This window comes from Cellulomonas sp. P4_H12 (assembly GCF_056400905.1).
In genome coordinates, this window is sequence record NZ_JBFUKJ010000062.1 from 1 (window position 1) to 2,036 (window position 2,036).

4 protein-coding genes are annotated in these 2,036 nt (G+C 78.8%); all 4 read left to right on the forward strand.

Annotated elements, in window-relative coordinates; translation table 11 throughout:
* Window positions 1-775: DUF58 domain-containing protein (locus AC1DQC_RS19700; protein WP_477052924.1), on the forward strand; the 775-nt coding region annotated here is incomplete at its 5' end.
* Window positions 772-1,302 carry a hypothetical protein gene (locus AC1DQC_RS19705; RefSeq protein WP_477052925.1) on the forward strand — a complete coding sequence of 177 codons (531 nt, stop codon included), beginning with the start codon at window positions 772-774 and terminating at the stop codon, window positions 1,300-1,302. The genes AC1DQC_RS19700 and AC1DQC_RS19705, both read left to right, overlap by 4 nt.
* Window positions 1,303-1,395: 93 nt before the next feature.
* Window positions 1,396-1,632 (forward strand): hypothetical protein, encoded by a 237-nt coding sequence (locus AC1DQC_RS19710; RefSeq protein ID WP_477052926.1) that lies wholly within the window; start codon window positions 1,396-1,398, stop codon window positions 1,630-1,632.
* On the forward strand, window positions 1,629-2,036 hold a 408-nt coding region (locus AC1DQC_RS19715; protein ID WP_477052927.1), incomplete at its 3' end, for a hypothetical protein. The genes AC1DQC_RS19710 and AC1DQC_RS19715, both read left to right, overlap by 4 nt.

Genomic DNA, 2,036 nt, shown 5'->3' on the forward strand with positions numbered 1-2,036 from the left:
GCTCACGGGCGCCCACGAGTCGCGCCGGCCCGGCGAGGGCGGCGGCCTGCGGGACGTCCACCCGTTCTCCCCGGGGGACCGCCTGCGCCGGATCGACTGGCGGGTGACCGCCCGCCGCGCCCCCGACCTGCACGAGCTCTACGTCCGGCGGGAGCACGCGCTGGCCGAGGCCGTCGTCGTGCTCGTCGTGGACTCGCGCGACGACGTCGGCCCCGACCCGCGGACGTGGCGCGGGTCGACGCCGCCGCGCGCCGAGGATCCGACCTCCCTCGACCTCGCCCGGCGAGCGGCGGCCTCCGTCGCCCAGGGCTATCTCGGGCTCGGCGACCGGGTCGGGCTCGACGACCTCGGCGCGGTCCGTCGCCCGCTGCCCCCGGGCGGTGGCCGCCGCCAGCTGGACCGCATCCGGCACGCGCTCGCGCTGACCCGGCCCGAGGGCGACCCGATGCGCCGGCTGCGTGCGCCGCAGGTCCCGTCTGGTGCGCTCGTGGTCCTCTTCTCGACGTTCCTCGACGACGAGGCCGCGCAGGTGGCGTCGGTGTGGCGGCGCGCGGGGCACCGGGTCGTCGCGGTCGACGTGCTGCCGACGCTGCGCGAGCGACAGCTCGGGGACCGCGAGAAGCTCGCGATGCGCCTGATCCGGATCGCCCGCGAGGACCGGCTGGCCGAGCTGGCGGACCTCGATGTCGAGCTGGTGACGTGGCGGGAGGCGCCGAGCGTCGCCCTCGCGTCCCTCGCGCGGCGTGCGCAGCGCCGGGCCGGAGCGTCGCGATGAGGGCGGCGCCGGAGGTCACGCTCGACCTGGATCGCGCGGTCGCGGCCTGGGTGCTCCGTGCCGTGCTCGCCGTCCTGTGCGCCGCGACGCTCACGGTCGCGTTCCTCGGCTCCGGCCCGCGGCCGCACGCCGTGCTCGTCGCCGCGTTCGTCGTGCTCGTCGGCGCGACCGTGGTGCTCCCCGGGCTCGGGCTGGCGGCGCTGGTGGTGCTCGTCGCGGGGACGCGGTTGCTCGTGGGCGACCCGCCCGCCMTCGGCGCGGTCATGCTGCTGGTGCTCCTCGTCCACCTGACCCTCTGGACGGKGGCGGTCGCGGCACGGACGTCGTGGCGAACGAACGTGGAGCTCGCGGTCCTCTCCCGCGGGCTGCGCGACGTGGCGGTGGTGCAGGTCGGGGCGCAGGTGCTCGCGGTGGTGGCGACGCTGCTGGCGGGGGCGCCTCTGGGCGAGGGCGACGTGTGGCGCGCGGTCGCGCTCGTGGCGGCGATCGTCGTCGCGGCGGTCCTGCTGCCGCGGCCGTCGGCGTAGGGACTCTCGTCGAGCCGCCCACAGCCCCCGGGCGTCCACGGGATGGCACCGCGTCCCGCTGCGGCGGGGCCCGATCTCCGTAGCGTCGCCGCCATGCAGATCGAGCGAGGGTCACCCGAGGTGCTGCGCGCGCTGGAGGAGGTGACGGCGGCGCACCGGCTGCTGCTCGGCGCCGGCCAGGTGCCGTGGCAGTCGGGCGCCGCGGACCGGTTCCGGGCGGCGGTCGACGAGGCCGAGGCGGCCGTCCGGCAGGTCAGGGCGGGGATCGAGCTGGCCGTGCGTCCGGTGGCTGCCGCCGACGCGGAGGCCCGTCCCGCCCTCGGTCTGTGACTGACGACGGCGGCGGGTTCCGGGTCGCCGGTGGCCCCGGGCCTACGGCCGTCGACCTGGCCGAGCTCGCCGTCGTGGCCCACCGGCTGACGGGCGCGGCGGACCGGCTCGACGCGGCGGCCTGGTCCCTCACGCGCGYCGCGCACGCGTGCGGCGGCCTGACCCCGGCCGCCGCGCAGGCGCGGTACGCGCTGGCGGCCGTGCGGGACGGGCGGGCGTCGGCGTGGCGGGCGGCCGAGCTGCTGCGCCGGCTGGTGACCGCCCTGCGCCGCGTCATCGAGCTCTACGCCGGGGCGGAGTCGGCGGCGCACCGGGTGCTGCGGGTCCTGGTCGTCGGCGCGGCCGGGCGACTGGGCGAGGAGCCGCTGGTGGCGGCGGTCGCGGGCATCGGGGCGGCGACGCTC